Consider the following 23300-nt stretch of genomic DNA (forward strand, 5'->3'; position numbering starts at 1 on the left):
ACACAATACGAAGAAAATTTATAGCGTACCTCTTAGTTCTTGTTCCCTTTCAATAGCTTCAAATAAAGCCTTGAAGTTCCCTTTCCCAAAAGAAGTAGCCCCTTTTCTTTGTATAATCTCGAAAAACATTGTTGGACGAGCTTGTACAGTTTTTGTGAAAATTTGAAGTAAATACCCCTCATCATCACGGTCTACCAAGATACCAAGTTCTTTTAAGGAATCGATATCTTCATCAATTTTCCCTACGCGTTCCTGAAGAACATCGTAGTAGGTACTAGGAATATTCAAAAACTCAACGCCTCTCGATTTGAGGTCAGATACGGTTTTGATAATATCATCGGTTGCTACAGCAATGTGCTGAACCCCAGCACCCTCATAAAATTCCAAGTATTCATCTACCTGTGATTTTTTGAGACCTTCAGCAGGTTCATTAATCGGGAATTTGATTCTACCGTTCCCGTTACTCATTACTTTACTCATCAATGCTGTGTACTCGGTGGAAATATCCTTGTCATCAAAAGAAAGGATTTGTGTGAAACCCAACACGTCTTCGTAGAATTTCACCCACTTATTCATGTCACCCAACTCCACATTTCCAACCATGTGGTCTACATACTTCAACCCAACAGGTTCAGCGTTAAATTCTGGGTTCCAAGCCTGATAGCCCGGTAAAAATGGACCATTGTAGTCTTTGCGCTCAACAAAAATATGTACGGTATCGCCGTAGGTGTGAATACCCGCCCGTACTACGGAACCATGCTTATCCTCTTCTTTTTTAGGCTCAAAATATGAAGTAGCACCGCGTTTCATAGCTTCTTCATATGCATAAGTGGCATCATCTACCCAAAGAGCAATTACTTTAACTCCGTCGCCATGTTTATCGATATGCTTACCAATATCGGTTCCACTATTTAGAGGAGAGGTTAAAACCAGGCGAATTTTGTCTTGAACCACGACATAGGATTCGCGATCACGTAATCCGGTTTCAAGACCCGCATAGGCCAGCGAATTGAAGCCAAAAGCAGTCTTATAATAGTGAGCGGCTTGTTTTGCATTACTTACGTAGAATTCTACGTAGTCAGTACCCATAATGGGCATAAAATCAGATTCTTGTTCTGCTGCTGCAGAGATGTTTGGAGCTTCCATAACGAGACAGATTATTTAGTTGTTACAACAACTATTATACAATAATTTGGATAATATGGAAAGGAAATAGATTAATATTTTAGTTGCTCAGCAAGGCGAATAAAGTATTCCATAGCGTCTGGATTTCGGCAAGCATCTTTATTCATGCTTTTCTCAATATCCATACCCATTAATGCTTTTTTAACCGGTACTTCCATCTTCTTGCCACTCAGCGTATAAGGGATATCAGGCACGCTTATAACTTGGTCTGGTACATGACGAGGTGAACACTGTTCTTTCAGAGTTTTGTTAATTAAAGTGGTAACGGGCTCTATTTCAATCTCATCTATAAGCACTACAAAAAGTGGCATGTAATCCTCTCCTTGAGGACGTTCAAGATTAATAATGAGGCTGTCTTTTACTTGATCTAGCTTATTGAGCTGTGCATAGATTTCTGCGGTTCCAATACGTATACCTTTGCGGTTCAAGGTAGCATCTGATCTGCCTTGAATGATTAAGCTTCCATCTTCAAAGATTTTTATCCAATCACCATGGCACCAAGCGCCATCAAATCGCTCAAAGTAACTTTGTTTATACCTAGCGTGATCCTCATCACCCCAAAAATAAATAGGCATTGAGGGCATAGGCTGTGTGATAACCATTTCCCCTAGCGAATTGAAGATAGGTTCCGCGTCATCACTATATGAAACTAATGCACAGCCAAGAGCTCGACCTTGAATACGTCCTTTAACAACTTCTTTGTATGGAATGCCACCTACGAAAGCTGTACAAACATCGGTGCCACCACTCATCGAGCAAAGCCACACATCTTTAGAAATAGCATTATATACCCATTCAAATGCTTCTTCGGGTAAGGGAGCGCCTGTTGAGCCAATAGACCGTAAGGCACTTAAGTCCAATGTTGATGGCTGAAGTCCTTCTTTCATACAGGCCGTTAAATAAGGGGCACTTGTTCCAAAGTGATGAATGGGTAGTTCTTCGGCAAGCTCCCAAAGAGTATTTAAGTTTGGCTTAGCTGGTGAACCATCATACAATACACACGTGGCCCCCGCTAACAAACTAGATTGAAGGAAATTCCACATCATCCAACCAGTGGTTGTAAACCAAAAGAAATTTTCCCCCTCTTTAACATCATTATGGAAATGCATGTATTTAAGGTGTTCAAGTAATACTCCACCATTAGAGTGGGTAATAGCCTTAGGCTTCCCGGTAGTACCTGAGGAGTAGAGTACCCAAATTGGGTCATTAAATTCTACGGGAGTAAATGCAACGTCCTGCTCTTTTCTAACTTGGATGGTATCCCACGAAGTACATTCGAAATTTGGTTGAGGATGCTTATTTAAGTAGGGGACTAGAACAACCTCTTCAATAGAGGTGATATGAGAGGCAATCTTTTGCACTTCCTCTAAACGGTTGAGAGATTTACCGCTATATACATAACCGTCGGCAGCTATTAGCACTTTAGGTGCTATTTGTTCAAATCGATCCAGGACCGTATTCACCCCAAAATCGGGAGAACAACAGCTCCATATTGCCCCCAACGAGTTAACGGCTAGAAATGAAACGATGGCTTCAGGAATATTAGGAATATAAGCGGCTACACAATCGCCTTTCTTTATTCCCATATCGATTAAAGTAGCCTGCAGTTTAGCTACTGAATGCTCAAGCTCTTGCCAACTTATCTTTCGAACGGCTTGTTGTTCCTGCTTAAAAAGGATAGCGGGTCGCTGATCCGACTTTTTGCGAAAGATGTGTTCAGCGTAGTTTAAAGTCGCCCCTTCAAACCAACGGGTATGAGGCATAGGTAACCCATTGGTTGTATTAGTTGAGTTTGAATGACTGATGATATCGAAGTATTCCCAGAGGCTGCTCCAAAACTGAGGGTAATCCTCCACCGACCATTCCCACAATTCTTGATAATTGTCGAACTCTAACAGATGTGTTGTTTTTAGCCATTGCTCATAAGCATATAGATTGGATCCTTTTTTAAAGGAATCAGAGGGCTGCCAAAGCGAAATACTGTTATTACTCATCATCTAATGTCATTAATACGGCAAAGGCTAATTCAACTTCATTTTGTTCAAGGAGTACTTGAGCAAATTTATGAACCTCTGCTTCAAGTTTATTGCCGCTAAATTGGGTGTAAATGGATTCTAAATCGGGTCGTTGCCGTACTTTTTCAATAAGCTCTGATGAAGGAAACTCTTCACTATTCCCAAGTCGGCCTAGGTTATTCCCTGTAAGTATCGAACTATTTCTAATAGATGGAGGTAATTGATCCACACCTATTCCTTTATTCCGAAGGGGTTTGGGTATTTCAAACAAGGACTCACCGTGAGCTCGCGAATACCAGTTCCCGCCCATTCGCGCTACAAGGTCTAATTGAGTAGTGTCTGGGATATTCGAGTCCCCTAAATACTGCTTCTGAATATGGATTTTCTGTATAGTGGCCACTACCAAGTTTCCACTTCCGCCTTCCTCGCCAAGCTCGATGATTTGATTCACTGTGCACTCAAAGTTGGCAGGGCTTTCTGCTACTCTTGGGGGTTGTATGGTATCACTAGGGATAGCAGTGAATCCTGCTTTTTCAAATTCATTAACCCCATAATCATATTCTGTGCTTGCAAGCGACATCTGCTCAACCATGGCATAGTTCACTACACTTATACATACCTCAGGAACTTCCTTCAAATTCTCATAAGTATGTTTGGTGGTGCCATCTCGACCTCTTCGTGACGGTGAGAATACCAGCACTGGAGGATTCGCAGAAAATACATTGAAGAAACTGAAAGGGCTCAAGTTTATTAAGCCCTCTTTGTTTACCGTACTTGCAAATGCAATAGGCCGTGGTGCAATCAGTGCGGTTAAAAGCTGTTGACGCTCTCCTACACTCAACGCATCAGGGTCCATTGATTTGAAGTCTGTGTACATTTATTTAGCAGGGAGAATTTTAGCTGTTACCTCACCAAACCCAACTCTTTTCCCATCTTTGCTGGCATGACCTCGCATTGTAATACGATCACCATCTTCTAAGAACACCCGTTCTTGGCCACCATTAAGGGGGATAGGTTCTTTGCCTTTTGTAAGCTCTAAAAGAGAACCAAAAGATCCTGGATCGGTTCCTGAAATGGTTCCAGAAGCCATCATGTCGCCTATATTTACGTTACATCCATTAACCGTATGATGAGCTAGTTGCTGTGCCATATTCCAATACATGTACTTGTAGTTAGTGCGAGTAATGGTTGTGGCTTGTTCTTCATTGTTTGGAATTAAATCCACCTCTAGAGCAATGTCATAATTGTGTTTGCCATCATATTGTAGGTAAGGAAGCACTTCGGGATCTTGTTTCGGGCTTTCTACCGCAAATGGTTGTAAGGCCTCTAGAGTTACGACCCATGGAGAAATAGATGATGCAAAACTCTTACCTAAAAACGGGCCAAGAGGCACATATTCCCATTTCTGAATATCCCTGGCCGACCAATCATTAAATAATACCATTCCAAAGATGTGATCTTTTGCCTCTGTAGTCGAAATAGAAGAGCCTAAAGGGGTAGACTTCCCAACGATAAACGCCATTTCAAGCTCAATGTCTAATCTTCGTGTTGGGGCATAAATAGGGTTGCTATCCTCGGGCTTTAGCTGCCCTTTTGGGCGATGAATATCTTGCCCTGATATGATGATAGATGAGGCACGGCCATGATAACCAACAGGAAGGTGTTTCCAATTAGGCATTAAAGCATTTTCAGGGCCTCGAAACATCTTACCAATATTGGTGGCATGTTCAATGCTAGAGTAAAAATCGGTATAGTCGCCTACTCGTACAGGCATGTGCATAATGGCGGAACTTTGATCCACGAAAATAGTGGGATTGTTCTGTAAAGGGGAGCCTTCCACACACAAAGCATTTTGAACCCGCTCGCGCACTTCTGTAGTAACTAGCTTTCCGAGGCCTATAAAATCATTCAGGAATTCATTTTCGAATACTTCAGCTGGGATGTTTAATCCATCAAATATATCGGTTTGATGTGCTTTGGCTAAGTCGATGATTTGATCACCGATGGCAATACCCACACGATACTTTGACGAACCCGTGGAAAAAATCCCAAAGGGGAGGTTATAAATAGAAAAGTCTGTGTTTTCGGGGAGGTTAATCCAAGGTTTTAATGCTTCAGCCAAAACTCAAAAATTGTTTTAGAAAGTTAATGTTTAATGATCTAGCCACGATTGGTAATACTCGCCATCGTCTAGCTTCAGTGCGTCTTCCGTTACCATCAATGGTTTAAAAGTATCCACCATAACAGCATACTCTTTGGTCTCTTTTTGCCCAATACTACGTTCATAGGCTCCTGGGTGTGGACCATGAGGAATCCCTGCTGGGTGCAATGAAATATGCCCCTGTTCAACATGATTACGACTCATGAAATCACCATCTACATAATAGATCACTTCGTCAGAATCGATGTTAGAATGATTGTACGGCGACGGAATGGCCTTCGGGTGATAGTCGTACATACGAGGTACAAAAGAGCACACTACAAAAGCAGAAGTCTCAAAAGTTTGATGCACGGGAGGCGGTTGATGAACGCGTCCGGTAATAGGCTCAAAGTTGTGAATTGAAAATCCATAAGGGAAGTTATATCCATCCCACCCTACTATATCAAAGGGATGCGAAACATAATGCAGTTGATGAAGCATGCCCTGCTTTTTAATCTTCATTAAAAAATCACCTTTCTCATCGTGGGTCTCTAGCTCATAAGGTAATTTATAATCACGTTCACAATAAGGTGAGTGCTCTAAAAGCTGGCCGAACCAGTTACGATATCGTTTAGGAGTATAAATAGGCACATGCGATTCCGTGATAAAGTGCCGGTTATTTTCATCGTTAAAATTAATCTGATAAATCATGCCCCGAGGAATCAAAAGATAATCACCCTCCACAAAATCAATATTCCCTAACATCGTGCGTAATGTACCGCTGCCACGGTGAACAAAAATCAACTCATCAGAATCCGTGTTTTTATAGAAATATTCAGTAAGTGATTTTCGTGGCGCCGCTAAGTGGATGGTAACATCACTATTGGTAAGAATCGGCACTCTACTTTCTAAATAATCATCCTTGGGTTCTACTTCCAGCCCTTTCAGCATGCGTGCTGTGATGTTATTCTTGATAGCAATTTTTGGGGTTAGGTCGATAGCCTCACCAATTTCCTTAACCGCCGTAGGGCGTTGAATATGATACATCAAGGTCGACATACCGTCGAAACCAATAGTGCCAAAAAGTTGCTCGTAGTATAACCCACCATTCGGTTTTTCGAAGATGGTATGCCTCTTGGGTGGGATTTTTCCTAAGCGATGATAAATAGGCATGATGCTAAATTTTAATTCACGGATACTTGAATCAGTATATGTAATTGTAATAAATTTCGCACAAAAAAGTTGTTAAGACAACTAATTTATCTTCTTAGCTATTTTGGGGATAAGAACTGCTATTTATGCTTTATTTTATATATTCGTAGCAATTCAAATATCATCTTATGTCTGAAGAGAATAATACATCGAAAAAATTAGGTTCAAGAAAACGTGGCGTTTCGGATATGTTCCGTACTTCCTACCGTACCCACATGGACCTAAGTGGGATAGCCGATAATAAGTCGAACATTATGATCAGTATAAATGGAATTATCATTTCCATTATTATTGCATCTATTTCGCCAAAAATTGATTCCAATCCCTGGTTGTTGCTCCCAACTTCTGTTCTCTTAATTACTTGCCTTGGTTCTATGGTTTATGCGGTGTTATCTGCACGACCAAGAGTAAGCAAAGAAAAAGTTACCCTTGAAGATGTGCGTGCAAACCGGGCAAATATTCTATTCTTCGGAAACTTTTACACCATGCCACGGGCCGATTATGTGGAAGGCATGGAAGAACTGATGATGGACAGTGAGCGCCTCTATGATAATATGGCGCGAGATTTACATGGCCTAGGTGTGGTGCTTGCTAAAAAGTATCGTCTACTCAGAATAGCCTATAATATATTTATGGTAGGCTTAGTGCTCTCGGTACTCAGCTTTATCTTTGTGTTTGTGATGATATCACAATAATAAGCTTATTACTCAGCGTCTGATGCTCCTGAAAAAGCCCTAGAGATGCGTTGGTTCATAAGTCGACGATAGTTCTCAAACTCATAGGGACTCACCGTGAATTCTGACTTGAATTCTCCGTTATTACAGCTCACTAAGAGTTTGTTAGGCTTATCAGTTTCGGTAACGGTTACTTGGATATTCCCAAGTTTATACGCTTCAATTTCTTTCATACTTCCTTTGTTTGAAGGCAAAGATAAGAGATTCGTTTATAAAGTGGCTACTCTTTACAGCCCCAACCCGAATGGGAAGAGTTAGATTTATTTCGTCCGAAACTAGCGGGTTTATGGAATAGTGTTACTCCATCATCTTTGATATAAGATTTCAAATTATCTAAATCAGCACAATCAATATTGTCGGTAAAACGAGGTGATTTTTCTACATCAACAAGGTGCTGCTCGTAAGCCTTCGATAAGGGGGATATGTATAATTTCACTTTGCTCATGTCGTAATGAGCAACAGTAACAGCCGTATATAATTTGTCGGATAATTCTTGAAATGAGCTTCGTGAAATAATCTCGGCCAACTCTTGTGCGGGAATAGTAGGATCTTCTTCTAGTGCAGAAACACTATTAACATCCATGTAAGATAAGTGAAGATTCTGAGGTGAAGCTACAACAGCTTTGGTAATGGGGGCCAGTAAATTCAACATAAGAGGGTTGGCATTATTACAAGTGGATAGCACAGTTAATGCGATGCTGTCCGAAAATAATCTCAAATTCTTAGCAAATTGATGACTGTCGAAGCTTAGATTTGGTTGACTTGTATGGTAACTTGAGCCTTGCTTGGTTGGGATTTCATGACCCAAGTAATAAAAAAAAGTGCGTGAAGGTTCAGGGTCTGAATATTCTTTAAATAAATTCGCTTCGTGTGTTAAATCGCCGTATTCGGAAGAATACTTTTGTTTTTGGATCAGCTTACCGCTTTTGTAATGATAGAATACACGATCTTTTTGTGGGAAAAAGAACAACACTTTCTTTTCTGGTCGTTGGTGAAAAATGAACACTTCACCCTGTGTAGCATTTTGCCCTGCTTTCAATGCATTCATTAAAGCTTGTTGGTCGGCTTGGTATGCTTTACCATTTTCGTGATATAAATAATTAGCGTCTCCATGAATAACATATATCACAGAATACTTTGGAGATGGGGAAGTACTTGAATAGCCGGCGGATGAAGTCAATTTTTCCGTAGAACTACATCCTGCCAGCATAAAACAAGTTAGAAATGTGATTAAAGTTAGATCACTTATTCTTTTCATCTATTACTCCTGATATTGATTATAGGAGTAATAAAATAAGTACAATTAATAGAGCGGTAGTAAGACTTAATGTTACAACACGATCTGCTTGCTCTAAATCTTGCTGAATGAAATTAGCGTAATCGTTTAGTTGATTAGCAGGAACAGCTTCAAATCCTTCTGCGCCATTTAGTTCATTCTTTCGGTCTTCTAGGGTAGTTTTAAAAGCATTAAGACCTTCTTTGTCGGCAGTAGGTACTGCTTTCATATTGCTTACTTTATCGATTGCAGCAATCATCTCGTCTAAAGATTCATTTAATGCTGCTCTTTTTTCTGTAGTCGTTTCTTTCTTTTCAACAGTTACAACCATTTCATTAATATGCTCTTTAATTAAAGTATGAGCATTATCTGATTGTGCTTGAACCGGGGCACTAAGTGCCAATACACAAAATCCGAATATTGAAAGTACTAGTTTTTTCATGAGTTACTCCGTTTTATTAGGGTTAGTATCGGTTTAACCTGCACATTCCCCCTCAAGTTCCTTATTTTAAAGTGACGCTGATAAACGTATCTTTGATTGAACTTCAAATCTTGAGCACTTCATGAAGAAAAAGTATGTGATTATAACAGGTATCGTAATATTCTTAGGAGTATTTCTAGTTACTTCTTTAAAGAAGACGGCGCCCATGGAAATTGAGAACGCTCCAAATTGGGTAAGCATTGAAGAAGCCCGAGATATGGCCGCTGATACTGGAAAGCTAATCATGGTGGATGTATATGAGGTAGGGTGTAAATATTGCCGAGCCATGGAGCGTGAAGTATACCCTGATACCACCGTGCGAGTAGTTATAGACCAAGGATATATTCCTGTAAAATTAGATGGAAATTCCGAAGAAATGGTTACGTTCAATGGAACGACTACCACAGCAAGAGACTTTGCTAGAGCGAAAGGCGCATATGCGTTTCCTACCGTACTAGTACTAGATGTAAATGGAGATGTGGTGAAAAAGCGAACAGGCTTCATGAATATTGATGAGCTCCGTCAATTTTTATACCGCAACGAATCTTAATCAACAATAGAAGGTGATTTATAATGAAATGGTTTAAACTCGGAACAGCACTCTCATTACTCGTATTGAGTTTAGCTTGTGTAGATAAGGCAGAAAGTAATACAACAGACCCTGCTGCTAATCCTCCAACCTATGAGCCTGTACTTGTATTTGATGGAGTATCGGTACCTTGGGGAATGGCATGGCTTCCAAATGGTGATATGCTTGTAACCGAACGTTCAGGAAAATTACTTCATGTTCGTGATGGTGCATTAGTAGCAGAACTATCAGGCTTACCCGATATTTATGCGCGTAGCCAAGGTGGTTTACTAGATGTTGTACTACACCCAGATTATGCTAACAACGGTTGGATCTATATCACCTATTCATCTACGGAAGGCAGTGGCGATGGTGCAAATACGGCGCTTATGCGTGCTAAAATAGATGGCGATGCTTTGGTTGATCAAGAAGTATTATATAAAGCCACTCCGAACACAACTAGAGGCCAACATTACGGTAGCCGAATCGCATTTGATGACAATGGATATGTATACTTTTCTGTAGGTGACCGAGGGAACAGAGACGAAAACCCACAAGATTTATCCCGTGATGCAGGTAAAATCTACCGCCTTCATGACGATGGTAGAATACCTTCCGATAATCCTTTTGTAGATCAAGAAGGAGCGAAATCAGCGGTATATTCTTATGGCCATAGAAACCCGCAGGGAATGGCTACCCATCCTGAGTCAGGAGATATATGGGCACATGAACATGGTCCAAGAGGCGGAGATGAGTTAAATCACATCCGTGCTGGTAAAAACTATGGTTGGCCAGTAATCAGCTACGGTATCAACTACAATGGTACTTCGTTCACAGATCTTACCGAAAAAGAAGGGATGGAGCAGCCTCAAACTTATTGGGATCCTTCAATTGCTCCTTCAGGCTTAGCTTTTGTAACCAGTGACATGTATCCAAACTGGAAAGGCCATGCCTTAGTGGGTTCATTAAAATTTGGTTATGTAGTACTTGTTGAAATGGACGGAATGGAAGTAACCAATAGAACGGAAGTTTTAAATGATATTGGTCGTGTACGTGATGTTCGCCAAGCACCGGATGGTTACATCTATGTTGCTGTTGAAGGCAAAGGCATTTACCGAATCGAGCCTCAATCGTAATATTTATTTGTAAGGAGCCGTCTTTGTGGAGGTCTAACCTCCATGAAGCGGCGCTCTACATACCACTTCCCTTTCGAGCAGTACCCTGCCGTACGGCTTGCCCTTCTCTTTTCTATTGGGATTATCATTTCACATCAGTTTGAAATCCCCTCTTTATACAGCTCAATAGCTACTTCTCTTGTAATCTTCTCAATTATACTTTCTGAATGGATACTGCAATCTAGAGTATTTCTAGTTTTAAGTAGATTAAGTTCCATTCTATATATACTCGCCATTTTAGGAGTTGGGATGTCATTGCATGGATTGAGGTCAAATGGGGGAAATACACTCTCGGAGCAAATACTGCATAGTTCTCCCTGGGAAGAGATTAAAATAGAGGGCGAGGTATATAGATTATCTGAATCAAATAGCGGCGCATATAGAGCGGATGTTTCGGTATACAATATTGAATTAGTAGATGGCCTGCAGTTAGACGATAGTTTTAAAACGAGAATGCTTTTGGATGAAGAAGGGGAGCATTTACAACTGGGATATCGTGTAAGTGCATTAGCAAAGGTGGTTCCTATTCAAGAACGAAGAAATCCCGGCGCATTTGATTACAAAAAGTACTTAGCTAGCCAGGAAATCTACACCCAAGTTAAAGTAGACTCTGTATATGCAATTCAGAAACACATTAACACATGGAGCTGGACTTGGCTTCGATTGCAAGCACTTAAGCAGTTAGACACACTGCTCACCTCTTCTGTAGCTCCCATTGCCAAAGCCCTACTACTAGGACATAAATCATCTATTGAACAACCTACTCGCGAGGCTTTTTCAAGAGCAGGGCTATCCCATATTATGGCCGTCTCTGGCTTACATGTGGGGCTGGTGATTACTCCGTTTTGGATCATTATGCCGTGGCTCTGGTCATTTAAAAATGGAAAGAAAATAGGCTTCCTTTTACTTGGGGCACTTTTAATCTTTTACGCCGGCTTAACAGGCTTTTCAACTCCGGTGATTCGGGCCTCTGCAATGGCTTTGTTTTTAACGTATGGCAAACTCTTTTCTAAAAATGCCGACTCCATAAATCTAACTGCTTTTGCCGCCATCGTGATACTGATATGGAAACCAAGCCAACTTTTCGAGATCGGATTTCAGCTTTCTTTTTCTGCAGTCTTTATCATCCTATTGGTATTGCCTGTTGTACAAAATACCCTACCCTATTGGGTCCGGCTTAAATGGTTTGGCGCTCCTTTGATGGCTGTGATTCTTTCCGTAATCGTTCAACTAGGGCTCTATCCACTTCAGGCTTATTATTTCGGAGAAATATCCTTAATCAGTCCCATTGCTAATGCCCTTTTTGTACCCCTTTTGGCATTGGTAGTGCCCTTAGCATTGTTAGCACTTCTTGTTTCTACTATATGGATGCCTTTGTCGGAATTACTCATTCTCCCCGTTAACTATTTTTTAGAATGGATGCAGGCCTTTGTTCAGTATTCAACAACGTATCAATGGTCGTGGCATACCGTTGATAAGCCGAGTTTATGGATATTTCTTTTATGGATTTCTGCCGTTGCATTAGTAGCCTCATGGAGACAGTCGGCTATTAAATGGAAGTACTTACGAATATTTCTCGCTTTGATAGGCGTATTCCTCATTCTTCAAATTCACGAGAAAAGAAGTACACCCATTTTGGAAGTGGTATTTTTAGATGTAGGTCAAGGCGACGCCGCAGTTGTACACACTCCAGATCAAAAAACCTTTCTCATTGATGCGGGTGTTTGGTCGCCAAGTGGTAATTCGGCTCAGTATGTAATCCTTCCTTATTTAAAATTTAAAGGCGTGGAAAGGATTCATGGTGTGTTTCTTTCACATCCACATGCAGATCATATCGGTGGTATTGTTGAGTTAATGAAATCCATCCCCATCGACACTCTTTATCATTCAGGCTATAGATACGATTCAGAATTATACCAAAGGTATCTTACCCTCGCCAAAAAAATGAAACTCCCGATACGACAACTACAATCGGGCGATTTCCTAAACTTAGATGCGTCAACAAAAGCGATGGTGTTAGGTCCTCAAAATTTGGTGGGCGATGATCCGAACGAACACTCTTTAATCTTGAACTTAATATATGGAGAAAACGAGTTTCTATTTGTAGGCGATGCAGGAGAACACCAAGAACGTAGGCTTCTTTCCAATTATGCTTCCCTGCTAGATATTGATGTGTTGAAAGTCGGTCATCATGGGAGTAATACGAGTTCTACCATTGAATTCATTCAACAATTAACCCCTGAGATAGCCATCGTTTCTGTAGCTGAACAAAATCGATTTAGGCACCCACATGCAGAAGCCGTTCTACGTTTAAAGGCATTTGTTCCCGAAATCTATTACACCAGTAGAGACCGCGCATTGATATTCCAGTCGAATGGAAAACATTTAAAAAGGGTTCATTGGTACTAGATGGCAACACGAGCCTTTTACAATATAAACCCTTACTTTAGGGAACAATTCAAAAAATCTAGAGATACACAAGAAAATTTAATGGATCAAAAGGAACGCCCAAGCTTCGAGGAGGCTTTAAAAGAACTGGAAACAATAGTCTCCCAATTAGAAGATGAATCCATCACGTTGGAGCAATCGGTTAAATTGTATGAAGAAGGAGTTAAGCTTTCCCGTTTTTGTTCAGAGATCCTGAATGATGCTGAATTAAGAATTGAGCAGGTGAACGAAGCTAATAGCTAATTATCATTGATATGGAAAAACGCAGACCTGAGCCAGGCAAATTGCTGGCTACTATAAATTCACCCAACGACTTAAGGAAATTAAAGCCGGAAGACTTACAAGAAGTTTGTGATGAATTAAGAGAGTATATCATCGATATGGTTTCCGTGTACGGAGGTCATTTTGGGGCGAGTTTAGGTGTGGTTGAATTGACTACAGCTATTCATTATGTGTACGATACACCCGAAGATAGACTGGTTTGGGATGTAGGCCATCAAGCTTATGGTCATAAGATTTTAACAGGTCGAAGAGAGCAATTTCATACAAACCGTGTGTATGGCGGACTTTCAGGATTTCCAAAAAGATCTGAAAGTGAATACGATACCTTTGGGGTGGGACACTCCTCAACTTCTATCTCTGCAGCATTAGGTATGGCGGTAGCGAACGACTTAGACAAAGGAGATCGAAAAGTTGTAGCCGTAATTGGCGATGGTTCCATGACCGCAGGCTTAGCATTTGAAGGCTTGAACAATGCCGGAGCTATGAACAGTGATGTATTGGTGATCTTGAATGACAACAATATGAGCATCGATCCTAATGTGGGTGCTTTAAAAGAATATTTAGCCGACATCACTACCAGCAAGACCTTCAACAAAATGCGTGACGAGATTTACGATATGTTGGGGCACTTCAAAGCTGCAGGTGATAAAATGCGTAAGGTGGCATCACGCTTAGAAAATGCAGTTACGGCCGCTTTAACACCTGGATCCCTTTTTAGAGCACTTGGATTTAAATACTACGGCCCAATCGACGGCCATGATGTTGATGGACTTCGCAAAACTTTAGAAGACCTTAAAACGGTAAAAGGTCCAAAGTTACTTCATGTAGTTACAGTAAAAGGAAAAGGCTTTGCTCCTGCTGAACGCGAGCAAACAAAATGGCATGCCTCAAGTAGTCCTTTTGATAAAATCACGGGTAAAGCCATCAACCCAGCGCCAGCAACCAAAGGCGCTCCAAAATACCAAGATGTATTTGGTGAAGCACTGGTTGAGTTAGCGGCAAAAGACGAACGCATTGTGAGCATGACGCCAGCGATGCCAAGTGGTTCGAGTTTATGGCCGATGATGAACACCTTTCCAGACCGAGCCTTTGACGTTGGAATTGCAGAACAACATGCCGTTACTTTTGCAGCAGGACTTGCAGCCGAAGGTAAAAAAGCATTCTGTGCCATCTATTCATCATTCTTACAAAGAGGTTACGACCAACTTGTACATGATGTAGCTATTCAGAAATTACCCGTAGTATTCTGTATTGATAGAGCTGGTTTTGCAGGTGCAGATGGTCCAACTCACCATGGTGCCTACGACATCAGTTTTATGAGAGCGATTCCAAATATGGTAATCTCTTCTCCTCTAAACGAAAAAGAACTTAGAGACATGATGTACACCGCTTCTACGTATGAAGACGCATCATGGGCTATACGATACCCTCGTGGTAAAGCAACAGGAATGGTAGTGCCTGAAGGCTTTGAAACCATGGAAATTGGTAAAGGCGTTACACTTCGAAAAGGGGATCATGTAGCAGTATTAAGCTTCGGACCTATTGGTAAATATGTCACTACTGCAGCCAATCAGCTTTCAGAAGAAGGTATAGAGATTGGGCATTATGATATGCGATTTGCGAAACCGCTCGATATTGAGCTCTTAGATCAGATATGTCAGGAATATGACCATATCATCACTATCGAAGACGGCGCGCGTCTGGGTGGCTTTGGTAGTGCCGTAGCCGAATATCTAGTGGAGAAACGAGACAGACCAACGCTTAAGATTCTAGGAATTCCAGATCGTATAGTTGAACATGGAACCCAAGAAGAACTTCATAATGAAGTAGGAATTGGTATTGAAGGCGTAAAAGCTGCCGTGTTATCGATTTTAGAGAAGGTTTCATAAGTAAAGAAGTCTAAAAGCCTTTATCTTTGAGGAATGAATTACACCCTCTCTGATTTCGACTATCATCTACCTGAAGAACTCATCGCACAGTCGCCTGCAAATCCGCGCGACCATGCCCGTTTGTTGGTGTATGATAGAGCCACTAAAACCATTACCGACGACTATTTCTATAACATTGGGAAGTATCTTGATACGTCCACTCGCCTTGTTGTAAATAACAGCAAAGTGGAAAAGTGCCGCCTGATGTTTGATGGAGGGAAAAAAGAACTGTTTGTAACCTCCGTTCGAAACGACACCACTATAGAAGCCCTTGTGCGACCGGGCAAGAAGTTCAAAGTCGGTAAAGTTGTTCAGTTAACCGAGGAAGTAACGGCCACAGTTACTCATGTAGCCGAAGATGGATTGAGAACACTTCAGCTCAGCCACAACTTAGACAGTGCCGAACTGCAGGATTATAAGTTCACGCCTTTTCCCCCTTATATAGAGCAAGACGAATCCTTAGCGTCTGAGTATCAAACAGTGTATGCTAAAGACTTAGGAAGTAAAGCAGCTCCAACAGCGGGTCTTCACTTTACCGACGAGCTACTGGAGAAATTAGAAAGCCAAGGCATTCATCGATCTGAAGTTACACTGCATGTAGGGTTAGGAACATTCGCTCCAGTGAAAACAGAGGAATTGGATGAGCATGTAATGCATAGCGAATGGTATCAACTAACTCCAGAAACGGCACAAGAACTAACCGTTGCGAAGCACATCACAGCGGTAGGTACAACGAGTGTGAGAGTGTTAGAGTCGTTGGCTTCAGATCAAGGAAGCTTCGAGCCCCAAAATGGTGATACCGATATCTTTATAACTCCGGGTTACACTTTCAAAGCGGTTGATGCACTCGTTACCAACTTCCACCTTCCCAAAAGCACGTTACTTATGCTTGTTTCAGCGTTGATGGGCTTTGAGGGAATGCATAGAGTTTACAAGCATGCAATCTCGGAGAAGTATAGGTTTTATTCCTTCGGCGACGCTATGTTAATTAAGTAACTGAAAGATAAGATTACTATATTTGTCGCTCTTAAATATGCGCCCGTAGCTCAACTGGATAGAGTACCAGATTTCGGCTCTGGGGGTTGGGGGTTCGAACCCTCCCGGGCGTACCAAAATCAGAAAAGCCACTTCCTGTTATAGAAGTGGCTTTTTTTGTTTATATGAACCAAATGAACAGAAAACTAAACCGTAGGGGCCATTGCAAACTCATAATCGGTATACCCTTCAGCGCCGCCCCCATAAAACGTAGATTGATCGGCAGGGGTTAAGTCTATGCCCTCCGCAAACCGAGTCGGTAAATCAGGATTTGAAATATAATCTCGAGCAAAGGCAATAAGGTCCGCTTTTCCAGCTTCAATCAACGCCTCTCCTTTCTCCTTTGTCATATTTCCACATACAATAATGTTTCCGTTGTATGCTGGACCGTAAGTGTCTAATACATTATTAGGATAGTGAGCATAGCGTTCGCCTTCAGGTCGCTCTTCTTCCACAAAATGAACATAGGCAAGATTGTACTCACTTAGTTTATTCAATACATAGGTGTACAACTCTTGTGGGTTCGAATCGTGCATGCCATTAAAATACCCATTTGGCGAAAGACGGATTCCAATTTGGCTCGCATCCATAGTTTCAAGCAACGCATCCAATGCCTCGAATAAGAGTCGGGCTCTTTGTTCTATGGATCCACCATATTGATCATCTCTAGTATTGGAGCCATCTTCCAAAAACTGATTAATTAAATAACCGTTTGCAGCATGTAGTTCTACACCGTCAAAGCCTGCTTCTTTTGCATTGTATCCAGCTTGGCGAAAGTCTTCAATAATACCTGGAATTTCATCCGTATCTAGTGCTCTAGGAGTTTCAAAGTCTTTGAAGCCTGTTGGGGTAAATGCTTTGCCTTCAGCAGGGATCGCCGATGGAGCTACGGGTAAGTCGCCGTTATGAAAATCAGAATGGGAAACACGACCTACATGCCACAATTGAAGAAAAATGGCAGAGCCTTCATCGTGTACAGCAGTGTTAATCGGCTTCCAGCCTTCAATTTGTTCTTTAGTATGGATCCCTGGGGTATTCGGATATCCGATTCCTTGTTCAGAAATCTGGGTGGCTTCCGTAATGATCAGTCCAGCACTCGAACGCTGGCGGTAATAGGTGGTCATTAAGTCGTTTGGTGTGTTACCTTCGCTGGCTCTATTTCTAGTCATTGGTCCCATCACAATTCTGTTTGTTAGAGAAAGTGAAGCTAGTTGAAAGGATTCTAATAGTTGCATTATTGTGGTTTTTGATATTTAGTTTAACATTGAACTATAAAACATTAAACAAAAATCATGCCCATTCGTTTCGAAATTTTAAGCTGTCAGGGGGTTGAATGGTGAATCCCTATAGAGTGGTAAACCACTGCTATATAGCGGGTTAAGTTGCATAAACAACTAATGACCTGTGGAGAATTTAGTTCATCTATAATAATTACGCATCAAAACTAACTACCATTGTGCGTAAATGAAAAGAGGCAAAAACAGCTTATAAAAGCATTTAAAACGGCATTAACATTAATAAAGGCTAATCCCAATTAGCTAGTTGTGGCCTTTATAAGTCGTATCTTTATGCCGTTAATGATTGTGGATAAAATAATCCAAAGAGAGACAATCTTCGTAATCAGTAAAACCATTTAGGACATTTCAATGAGTGACTATACAGACATTATTTATTTATCAGCTGCAATGATCATCTTTTCAATGTTGACAACCAACACTGCAAAGAGTTTTATGAATACTTCAGATACTGTAGTGAGATCGGATATTGAATATCGTGCTATAGCCATTGCACAAAATGAAATTGATCAAGTAAAATTGTTAAGTAGAGATAGCGAGCAAGTATTGAAAGCAGGTAGCAATTCTTATAAGTATACGAACTACCCAAGAACCATTATTGAATCGTATGGTAGCAGCGACCAGTATAATGACCAGTTCACTATGGAAGCTACCTCAGAATTAATTAAAGAAAACGACCTCCTTGTAAACCGATATCTGATTACGGTTAAAGTAATTAATAAAAGTATTAGTCCAAATGTTCAGGTTGAGTTGAAGTATATAAAGGCATTTGAAAAATGAATGTAGGTATTGTAACAAGTTTTGTGATAGGTGGGCTTATGCTCATCTCCGTTTTGGCATTTAACAACTCAGTGATGAACTCTACCATAGAGACAACCACTAGTGTAATTGCTCAAAACAAAATTGATGATCTTGTTACAGTGCTCACTAACGACATCTCTCGTCTTGGCTATAACACCGGTACTGCTGATAACTTCCTGATAAACACAGGCACTACCATGAAGTTCAAAGGCGATATTTTTGATGGAGATGAAACAAAGAACTTAGATTATGATGTGGTTGTATGGACATTTAGCAACACTGCCGCTGGTTCAACCACCAACCCTAATGATTACATCTTAACTCGAACCTGGGACCCCACCCCAAACGGTGGAACTGGTGACGAAGAGATTAGTACTTATACCGTTACCCATTTCGAGTTGAAATATTTTAATGGGCAGGGTCAGGCAACCACCGATCCTAATGTAATTAAGCAGATTGAAATAGAAATCGTGCAAGAATCAGGAGAGCCATACTACACCAATAGAGCGGGTGAGGCCAATTATTATCGTTCCGTTTGGAAGCGAACGATTATACCAAACAACTTAATGTTTTAAGGAGAGACTATGGGACGTTCCATGTTATTACTGGTGAGTGGACTGGTTATTTTAGCCGGCATCATCATTGCATCTAACAACAAGAGAGCCGGTATGTTACCGGGCAAATCAGAGAAAAGCGTTGCTGAAGTTCAAGCACGTAACTCATCGGTAAGTTTAATCACAACGGCCATCGAGAAACTGACCATCGACAACGAATGGACAGGCAGTTTAGAGTCTGGAGATTTACTCCCAGGAGAGGCTGAGTTAGAAGTATATGATGCTAGAAGTTCTAGTTACCCTGACGGTATTACAGTGGGTGAAGGAGGCTGGGATTCTTATAAGATTTTACTATACAGTAAAGCCACGTATGATGGCTATGAAGTAATTACCGAAGTAATGATGCGCCGTGATTCCTTTTCAAAATACTCTTACTTCAGTGATATTGAAAAAAGTACGCTATTAGGTGGTGCCGATATTTATTTCCACAGTAAGGATGAGATTACAGGTCCTGTTCATACAAATGATGCTTTTCATATTTCTGGAACCCCTACTTTTTACGGAGCCGTAACAAGCCCAAGTATGTGGAGAAGTAGAAACCTTTTGGGAGATAACCCTGACTTCCAAAGTACTACAGACTTTAACTCGCCTGTTAAAAATCTGCCTGGAGCCACACAGATTTCAAACTTAGAACGAAGTGCTAAAACAGAAGGTCTCCATTTTGATAGAGCGATTATCGCATTATTTCAAAGTAATGGAAGTGTGAATATTTATCAGTACGATTATGCCAACAATGTATGGGGTAGTGGAGTTAATTATCCAGCTTCAGTACATAAAGGTTTAATATCTACTTCTCGTGAAGCCTTTGTGAAAGGGAAAGTGAAAGGACCGATCACTCTTCACTCTAAAGAAAATATGGAAATCTTGGGTGACATCGAATACGTGGATGATCCTCGAACCAATCCAAACTCCACTGATTTACTCGGTCTGGTAAGCGAGAAGAATGTAATTGTTGATAAAAATGCACATGCCGATAATGGATCCAGTGACCTGACTTTACACGGCTCAATTATGGCACTTGGAGATTCATTTGTAGTAGAGGATTATAACCGAAATGGTTTTAAAGGAAACCTGAACCTATTGGGTGGTATCATTCAAAAGAGTAGAGGTCCTGTAGGAACTTTTGGCAGTTGGACTGGAGACACGGGTTATGCAAAGAAGTATAACTATGATGACCGATTGAGGTATTCTATTCCGCCTCATTTCCCAAGAGAAAGTGTGTTTTCTATTCTTTCATGGAAAGATAGAGTTGTGAACAAAGACGATGAATTAGCATCTAATTAAGCTTTTAGACATGAAATACTTAGTAGTTTTATTGACCCTTATATTCTGCTCAATATTGATCATTGAGGATGCAGAAGCTCAAACAAAAATAACTTTTCAGATTGATATGGCTGATGCTATGGAGCAGAAGCTATTTGATCCAACGAAAGACAAAATTAGAGTTTTAGGTGGCTTCCCACCACTAAATAGTGCCCCTAAGCTTTATTTAAAAGACACTTCTCCAAAAGACAGTGTGTTCTCGGTAACGGTAAATTTTGGCCAATTCTATAAAGGTCGCATCCTTCAGTATAATTTTGAGTTGGAGTTCCCCGACAGAACTTTGCGTGAAGAACTCCCCCGTCAGGTTAGAATACAAGGCAAAGAAATAGAATTACCTGCTGTTCCCTTCGGCGCTTCAGCTAACTAAGTTCCGTTTCTATTTACTGCCTTGAAAAGGCATTCATAAAGCTCTCTTTATAATGATTGCCGATGGGTATTTCTTTTGTGTGTATATGGATGATGTTGCCTTCAACAAATCGCACATGCTCCATATTTACGAGGTAAGATTTGTGCACACGTTGAAATGAATGCCCTCCAAGTTCCTCCTCTAAACCCTTCATGGTCTTATTGAAGGTTAGGGTGTGCTCTTCATTTACTAGGGTTATGTAGTCCCCTTTCGACTCTGCATAGTAAATGGATGAGTGCTTTAGGTTATAGGTTTTTCCATCGCACTTAACGATTAAAAAACCTTCTGTTTTATTCGGCAATGTAGGTTTAGAAACTTGAGCTACTTTTTGAACCGCTTTTAAAAACCGCTCAAATGAAAAAGGTTTGAGTAGATAATCGATCACGCCTAAGTCGTAGCTCTCCAGTGCAAATTCAGCATAGGCCGTAGTTAAAATCACAGCTGAGGGATTATTCAATGTCTTTAAAAAGCTTATCCCGCTTAACTTTGGCATATTGATGTCTAGAAAAAGAAGCTCCACCGATTCATTTTTCAAAAATTCTAAAGCTTCCAATGCATTTTCACATTCTCCTGCCAATTCAAGATGCGGCACGTCCTCTATATACCCCTTAAGTATATTTCGAGCGATGGGTTCATCTTCAATGATTAAACAACGCATTAGCTTAGTTGTACGGTTAATGTAAGTTCGTAAGTAAGAGGCTTAGCTTCGAAGTTCAACTCATAGTTATCCTCATAATAAACTTCCAGCCTTCGCACGGTGTTATGGAACCCTACTTTTTGGATTTCAGCTAAATCTGATTGGGGCTCAGTGATCTCCGTAGTATTCACAGAGTTTTTGGTATTCAGCCTTAGTACTCGGTTTTGAACGGTTAACTCAATATCAATGAAATCTTGTAAGCCTGAAACAGTGCCGTGTTTAAAACAGTTTTCAACAAAGTTGATAAGCAGTAATGGGACAATAGTATAATTTGAAGCATCACCCTTACAGGAAAAATTCACGCGATTAGGATGAGAGAGTCTACTTTTTTGTAACTCCACATAGTTTGTGATATAGCTAAGCTCATCTTCCAGAGGCACTTGTTCATTTTCAATATTATCTACCACATACCTAAGCATCTCAGATAAGGTTAGTATCATGTTCGGTGCTTTATCCGACTTCTGAAGGGCCTCACCGTAAATAGAGTTCAAAGTGTTAAACAAAAAATGGGGATTAATTTGAGCCTTCAATAACCTAAGTTCATTTTTTGAAAGCTCATCCTCTAGCTTGGCTATTTCCAATTGAGCTTCCTTTTCCTTGAACCATGATTTCGAAAACTCAATGAGCGATGAACTCACCAAGTAAATCATCATTATGCCAAACAACTCTAATGGGCTATGTATAGCAACGAAATAAAAAGAAGGAAATAAAAACTCTGCTATTGGGCCAAAGGCCAATTGATATAATCCAACTGTAATCCCATAAAAGGGAATGATCATGATCAGATAAACCCAAATACCGTAGCGCTTTAAAAAGTAGGGAATGGCACTAAAGGTATTTAAAGTAACCACTACGAAAAATGGGATATGGAATAAGAACACATAAATGTAATCAATGATTAAGATCTCATCCGCTCGACTAAATATCTGTAAACAGATTGCAAAAGATATCACCCAATAGATAAGACTTTGGGTGATTCTTGATGTAATGATGTGTCTAGCTGCCGAAATCATTGCACCTTATTTAATTTAATAGGGTCGGCAAATGCTTCTTCCTCGTCGCTGAATTTCTGCACAAACTTGCGTAATTCCTTATTTGAAGCAGTAATCAAAACTTCACCATTTATGTTTTCATGTTTGATACGAACACGATTATAGGTGATTAGTTCTTGTATCCATTCACTATCAAATATGCTGATGTGTAACTGCTCATCTACATATTCAATCTTAGAGAAAGTATGAACGGGGAAGGTATGCCAGTTCTCAAAACTGGGATCAACGCCATAGCTAACTACTGTTAAATCTAAATAAGTAGCTTCGCCTACTTCCCCAAAATATCCTAACAGTAAAGAGGGGTTTTCAGATCCATCGATGCTTTCGATATACACCAAATACATATTTGGGTTGGTAATATAGCGTCGACCATTTGAATCCGTTTCTAATTCTATATCTCCTAGATCGTCAAATTGATCTATATCTAATCCGGGTGATTGCGCTTCACTACGGAAAAAAGTCCATCGGTTATCGCCATCTTCCCAAGAGCCTTCAAGCTGAGGCATCAACATGGCTTGTTCTTCAGTGATAAGTGGGTGCACAGATTGCAAAAAGCAGCCCGATATCAATACAGATGTAAATATTAGGGTATGTAAAAGTGTGTACTTGGTTTTCATGAATCTTTGATTGATT

Annotated in this window: 23 protein-coding genes and 1 tRNA gene; 12 read left to right on the forward strand and 12 right to left on the reverse strand. The window is 40.5% G+C overall.

The window, feature by feature from the left end; genetic code table 11:
* Positions 1 to 18 precede the first annotated feature (18 nt).
* The 5 genes from hppD to B155_RS0109960 all read right to left on the reverse strand — a co-directional run bounded on the left by hppD (position 19) and on the right by B155_RS0109960 (position 6513).
* Positions 19 to 1146 (reverse strand): 4-hydroxyphenylpyruvate dioxygenase, encoded by a 1128-nt coding sequence (gene hppD / locus B155_RS0109940; protein WP_018128119.1) that lies wholly within the window; start codon positions 1144 to 1146, stop codon positions 19 to 21.
* A gap of 71 nt (positions 1147 to 1217) precedes the next feature.
* Positions 1218 to 3182 carry an acetoacetate--CoA ligase gene (locus B155_RS0109945; protein WP_018128120.1) on the reverse strand — a complete coding sequence of 655 codons (1965 nt, stop codon included), beginning with the start codon at positions 3180 to 3182 and terminating at the stop codon, positions 1218 to 1220.
* Positions 3172 to 4077: a flavin reductase family protein gene (locus B155_RS0109950; protein ID WP_018128121.1), complete on the reverse strand. Its 906-nt coding sequence runs from the start codon at positions 4075 to 4077 to the stop codon at positions 3172 to 3174. The genes B155_RS0109945 and B155_RS0109950 overlap by 11 nt, the downstream gene beginning before the upstream one ends.
* Complete coding sequence (fahA, locus tag B155_RS0109955; protein ID WP_018128122.1) at positions 4078 to 5322, reverse strand: fumarylacetoacetase; 1245 nt, start codon at positions 5320 to 5322, stop codon at positions 4078 to 4080. It abuts the gene before it with no gap.
* A gap of 30 nt (positions 5323 to 5352) precedes the next feature.
* A complete protein-coding gene (locus B155_RS0109960; protein WP_018128123.1) occupies positions 5353 to 6513 on the reverse strand; it encodes a homogentisate 1,2-dioxygenase in 1161 nt (386 codons plus the stop codon).
* A 167-nt stretch (positions 6514 to 6680) separates the two neighbouring features.
* Here B155_RS0109960 and B155_RS13295 point away from each other — a divergent pair, with 167 nt between their 5' ends.
* A complete protein-coding gene (locus B155_RS13295) occupies positions 6681 to 7247 on the forward strand; it encodes a Pycsar system effector family protein (protein ID WP_018128124.1) in 567 nt (188 codons plus the stop codon).
* Positions 7248 to 7255: 8 nt separating this feature from the next.
* Here the strand turns inward: B155_RS13295 and B155_RS0109970 are convergent, their stop codons facing one another.
* Genes B155_RS0109970 through B155_RS0109980 form a run of 3 tightly spaced genes read right to left on the reverse strand, consistent with a single transcriptional unit; the run spans position 7256 to position 9004 of the window.
* Positions 7256 to 7459, reverse strand: coding sequence for a hypothetical protein (locus B155_RS0109970; RefSeq protein WP_018128125.1), 204 nt, complete (start codon positions 7457 to 7459; stop codon positions 7256 to 7258).
* A 47-nt stretch (positions 7460 to 7506) separates the two neighbouring features.
* The gene (locus B155_RS0109975) at positions 7507 to 8544 is read right to left on the reverse strand and encodes a hypothetical protein (protein WP_157464836.1); all 1038 of its coding nucleotides are present in this window, start codon (positions 8542 to 8544) and stop codon (positions 7507 to 7509) included.
* A gap of 19 nt (positions 8545 to 8563) precedes the next feature.
* Positions 8564 to 9004: a hypothetical protein gene (locus B155_RS0109980; RefSeq protein WP_018128127.1), complete on the reverse strand. Its 441-nt coding sequence runs from the start codon at positions 9002 to 9004 to the stop codon at positions 8564 to 8566.
* A 121-nt stretch (positions 9005 to 9125) separates the two neighbouring features.
* Between B155_RS0109980 and B155_RS0109985 the strand changes: the two genes are divergently transcribed.
* The 7 genes from B155_RS0109985 to B155_RS0110020 all read left to right on the forward strand — a co-directional run bounded on the left by B155_RS0109985 (position 9126) and on the right by B155_RS0110020 (position 16556).
* A complete protein-coding gene (locus tag B155_RS0109985) occupies positions 9126 to 9593 on the forward strand; it encodes a thioredoxin family protein (protein ID WP_018128128.1) in 468 nt (155 codons plus the stop codon).
* A gap of 23 nt (positions 9594 to 9616) precedes the next feature.
* The gene (locus B155_RS0109990) at positions 9617 to 10747 is read left to right on the forward strand and encodes a PQQ-dependent sugar dehydrogenase (protein WP_018128129.1); all 1131 of its coding nucleotides are present in this window, start codon (positions 9617 to 9619) and stop codon (positions 10745 to 10747) included.
* A gap of 42 nt (positions 10748 to 10789) precedes the next feature.
* Positions 10790 to 13195 carry a DNA internalization-related competence protein ComEC/Rec2 gene (locus tag B155_RS0110000; RefSeq protein WP_071594819.1) on the forward strand — a complete coding sequence of 802 codons (2406 nt, stop codon included), beginning with the start codon at positions 10790 to 10792 and terminating at the stop codon, positions 13193 to 13195.
* Positions 13196 to 13276: 81 nt separating this feature from the next.
* On the forward strand, positions 13277 to 13477 hold the full coding sequence (gene xseB / locus B155_RS0110005) for an exodeoxyribonuclease VII small subunit (RefSeq protein WP_026167308.1): 201 nt from the start codon (positions 13277 to 13279) through the stop codon (positions 13475 to 13477).
* Between the two features lie 11 nt (positions 13478 to 13488).
* Positions 13489 to 15405 carry a 1-deoxy-D-xylulose-5-phosphate synthase gene (gene dxs / locus B155_RS0110010; protein ID WP_018128132.1) on the forward strand — a complete coding sequence of 639 codons (1917 nt, stop codon included), beginning with the start codon at positions 13489 to 13491 and terminating at the stop codon, positions 15403 to 15405.
* Positions 15406 to 15438: 33 nt separating this feature from the next.
* Positions 15439 to 16440 (forward strand): tRNA preQ1(34) S-adenosylmethionine ribosyltransferase-isomerase QueA, encoded by a 1002-nt coding sequence (queA, locus tag B155_RS0110015; RefSeq protein ID WP_018128133.1) that lies wholly within the window; start codon positions 15439 to 15441, stop codon positions 16438 to 16440.
* Between the two features lie 39 nt (positions 16441 to 16479).
* Positions 16480 to 16556 (forward strand) — tRNA-Arg (locus B155_RS0110020).
* A 69-nt stretch (positions 16557 to 16625) separates the two neighbouring features.
* Here B155_RS0110020 and B155_RS0110025 read toward each other — a convergent pair.
* Positions 16626 to 17714: an alkene reductase gene (locus tag B155_RS0110025; protein WP_018128134.1), complete on the reverse strand. Its 1089-nt coding sequence runs from the start codon at positions 17712 to 17714 to the stop codon at positions 16626 to 16628.
* Positions 17715 to 18125: 411 nt separating this feature from the next.
* On the opposite strand from B155_RS0110025, the gene B155_RS0110030 reads away from it, so the two are divergent.
* From B155_RS0110030 to B155_RS0110045, 4 genes are read left to right on the forward strand one after another with little or no spacing between them, the layout of a single operon-like run.
* Positions 18126 to 18554, forward strand: a complete 429-nt coding sequence (locus B155_RS0110030) for a hypothetical protein (protein ID WP_018128135.1) — start codon at positions 18126 to 18128, stop codon at positions 18552 to 18554.
* Positions 18551 to 19150 (forward strand): hypothetical protein, encoded by a 600-nt coding sequence (locus B155_RS0110035; protein ID WP_018128136.1) that lies wholly within the window; start codon positions 18551 to 18553, stop codon positions 19148 to 19150. Before B155_RS0110030 ends, B155_RS0110035 begins: the two co-directional genes overlap by 4 nt.
* A gap of 9 nt (positions 19151 to 19159) precedes the next feature.
* The gene (locus tag B155_RS0110040) at positions 19160 to 20473 is read left to right on the forward strand and encodes a DUF4900 domain-containing protein (protein WP_157464837.1); all 1314 of its coding nucleotides are present in this window, start codon (positions 19160 to 19162) and stop codon (positions 20471 to 20473) included.
* Positions 20474 to 20483: 10 nt separating this feature from the next.
* On the forward strand, positions 20484 to 20879 hold the full coding sequence (locus B155_RS0110045; RefSeq protein WP_157464838.1) for a hypothetical protein: 396 nt from the start codon (positions 20484 to 20486) through the stop codon (positions 20877 to 20879).
* Between the two features lie 13 nt (positions 20880 to 20892).
* Here B155_RS0110045 and B155_RS0110050 read toward each other — a convergent pair whose 3' ends face one another.
* The 3 genes from B155_RS0110050 to B155_RS0110060 are packed head-to-tail and all read right to left on the reverse strand — an operon-like array spanning position 20893 to position 23284.
* The gene (locus B155_RS0110050; RefSeq protein WP_018128139.1) at positions 20893 to 21576 is read right to left on the reverse strand and encodes a LytR/AlgR family response regulator transcription factor; all 684 of its coding nucleotides are present in this window, start codon (positions 21574 to 21576) and stop codon (positions 20893 to 20895) included.
* A complete protein-coding gene (locus B155_RS0110055) occupies positions 21576 to 22628 on the reverse strand; it encodes a sensor histidine kinase (protein ID WP_018128140.1) in 1053 nt (350 codons plus the stop codon). The genes B155_RS0110050 and B155_RS0110055 overlap by 1 nt, the downstream gene beginning before the upstream one ends.
* On the reverse strand, positions 22625 to 23284 hold the full coding sequence (locus B155_RS0110060; protein ID WP_018128141.1) for a hypothetical protein: 660 nt from the start codon (positions 23282 to 23284) through the stop codon (positions 22625 to 22627). The genes B155_RS0110055 and B155_RS0110060 overlap by 4 nt, the downstream gene beginning before the upstream one ends.
* Positions 23285 to 23300: the final 16 nt, after the last annotated feature.

This window comes from Balneola vulgaris DSM 17893, assembly GCF_000375465.1.
Lineage (GTDB): Bacteria > Bacteroidota > Rhodothermia > Balneolales > Balneolaceae > Balneola > Balneola vulgaris.